Annotated in this window: 3 protein-coding genes; all 3 read right to left on the bottom strand. The window is 56.8% G+C overall.

The genetic code is table 11. The annotated features are described in order from the left end of the window. A partial coding sequence (locus AB4037_RS34430; protein WP_441774649.1) for a hypothetical protein occupies nt 1-289 on the bottom strand: 289 nt, incomplete at its 3' end. Between the two features lie 173 nt (nt 290-462). Continuing rightward, the gene (locus tag AB4037_RS34425) at nt 463-1,110 is read right to left on the bottom strand and encodes a hypothetical protein (protein WP_441774648.1); all 648 of its coding nucleotides are present in this window, start codon (nt 1,108-1,110) and stop codon (nt 463-465) included. Nucleotides 1,111-1,623: 513 nt separating this feature from the next. Continuing rightward, a partial coding sequence (locus tag AB4037_RS34420; protein WP_441774647.1) for a polysaccharide biosynthesis tyrosine autokinase occupies nt 1,624-2,532 on the bottom strand: 909 nt, incomplete at its 5' end.

Raw genomic sequence — 2,532 nt, 5'->3', positions numbered from 1 at the left:
GGGCGAGCAGATAGGTCGTCATGGCATGAAAAGCGACGAGCAGCCCGATCTGAACCAGCCCCGAAGGCCATGCCACCAGGAAAGATACCGGTGGCACCAACTCCTGAATGGCGAAAATCAACCAGGCGGCAAAGAACAGCCCCGGCTGGTGTATAATAGTCAAGAACGCCTGTCGCCAGCTTTCGACAAAAATATTGTAGGGCCGCGACGAGGCAAAGAATCCGGCGATGCCGATACCCACCAGGATCACGAAAATGACCAGTGAAACCTCGATGGGCAGAGGAGGCATATGGGTTGCCCTAACGCAAGGCGCCGAAATGGAGCGCGGCTATCAGGATGAGATTATGCGTCGGAACGATAATCCACGACCAGACTCATATTGGTTAAACTGGAACCGCGAAGCGCGTTGAAGGTCAATCGAATCTTCTTGCGGCTGGCCTCGTAGTGCAGTCGTGACGAAAATTATGAGCTACGCGTCGATAACAGACCCTTGAGCCATCTCACCCCATCCCTCATTCGCCTGCGTCCCAGCATCAAGGCCAGGAGGGCCACCACCAAATAGGAAATCGTGCTCGTACCCGGCACCGGTCCGGGGATTTGCACCAGGGATACGTCGTCCAGACGCAAAGGCGATGTCAACAAGCCCGGTAAGTTCGTGAAAACTAGATTTGTCAAGCCGGCGGGTAGGTTAACCGTAAGTGTATAAAGATTGTACCCTCCCAAACCAATGATTGTAATTCCATAGGTTAAATTGTAAGTAGTTCCACCTATCTGGACACTAAAATTCAAAGTTCCAAGAGAAAGAGAAAGTTGCGGCGCCAGATAGAAGCTCAATTGATAGGTACCGGCCGTCGGAATATTGATAGATTGCGAAATCGTGCCGCCGCCGGTGGCAATCGTGCCATAAAAACTCCCACTATGCGCCGGCGGGTTGAGAAGTATTGTGCCTTGTTGTGTTCTTGTGGACCCTCCCGCGTAAGTCCACCCCGTTGTCGTCTCGAAGCCGCCATTCGTAATGAGCTGAGCGCGAGCCTGCGCAAGCAGGATTGGCGAAACAACAAGCACAAATGCCAGAAGCAACGGCCTCGATGCCTTGAGCAGAAATTTCATGCCACTCTCCCGGCGCCAGTCCCCACGTCAGGCCAGATGGTAGGTTAAACCAAGCCCGACCAATCAACAATCGCATTGAGATCGTGGCCCATCCCAAAAGACGATCTCAAGGCCTCATTGGGCGGGGCCGAGGCTATGCAGCACCCTGTGTTCGTCCGATCTTAGCAGATCCTCGAAATAGGCGATCGTCCTGGTCAGGCCCTCGCGAAGGCCGATAGAAAGCCGGCACCGCCTGTCACCAAGACGCTCCTCACAGGCGCATTCCTGTCCGTCTCGTGAGCGTGAAGCCGTGATTCAAGACCTTCATGACTCAGCTAATCCGAGCCAGAAACTGCGACAATCTCAAGCCCAAGCCTGGATAATCTCGATCCGCTACATTTACCAATTCCTCAAATCAGCTCTTTGGCATCAGTCGTCATTCATCCATGCCGAGGACCGGGACCGAGCGCCAGACCGCAAGGCTGGCCACAGCGATGCAAAGGACCGCCGTGCCTATCCGCGCTATCCGACCGCTCATTTCTCGTAATATTTCCGGTAGTAGCGGCTGCCATAATAGTAGCCATAGGCAAAGCGGCCATACTTCTTGGCCTTGTCGTCCATGATGTGATTGAACACGATGCCGGCGACTTTCTTCTGGCCGGCGATCTGGCGCAGCGATTGCTGCACCATTTCCCGGGCCGTCGAGGCCCAGCGCACGATGTAGATCACCTTGTCGACGAGATTGGACACGATCACCGGGTCGATCACCGGTCCCATCGGCGGCGTATCCACGATCACCACGTCGAACCGGCTGCGCACCTTTGCTATCAGCGCCTTCATGCGTTCGGAGGCCAGAAGATCAGGCTGGTTCTTGCTCTCGCCGCCCGCTGAAAGCGCCCAGATCCGAAGCTTTTCGCTGTAAAAGAGCGCCTGCTCGAGCTCGATCTCGCCCAGAAGGCATTCGATCAGGCCGGGACCCTTGTCTGTCCTCAATTGCGAGGAAGCCGAGGGGTGGCGCAGGTCGCAATCGATGAAGAGCACATTCTGGCCCGACTGGGCCGCCGAGGTCGCCATCATCAGGGCGATCGTCGTCTTGCCTTCGCCCGGCAGGGTCGACGTCACCTGCACCACTTTGGGAGGATGGTCGACATCGCTCATCTGCACGGCGCTACGCAAGGAGCGTATGGCCTCCGAACTGCGCGCCAGCGGCATTCGCAGGGGGTATTCGGGCAGGCTGAGGATGCGGCCGCTCTCGTCCTTGGTACGGGGCGTGAAGCGGGATATCGAAGCCAGCAGCGGCATTTCGAGCAGGGTTTCGATCTCGCGCGGCGTGGTGAAGCCGGCGTTCAGCGCCTCTTTCAGATAGGCCGCCCCAATGCCAACGATGAGCCCGAGGATGAGCGAGGTCAGGATGATCTGGGTGCGCTTCGGGGAAGAGGGGAT

It is taken from the genome of Labrys sp. KB_33_2 (assembly GCF_052114505.1).
Taxonomy (GTDB): Bacteria; Pseudomonadota; Alphaproteobacteria; order Rhizobiales; family Labraceae; genus Labrys.
This window is presented reverse-complemented; position numbering and strand designations above follow the sequence as displayed.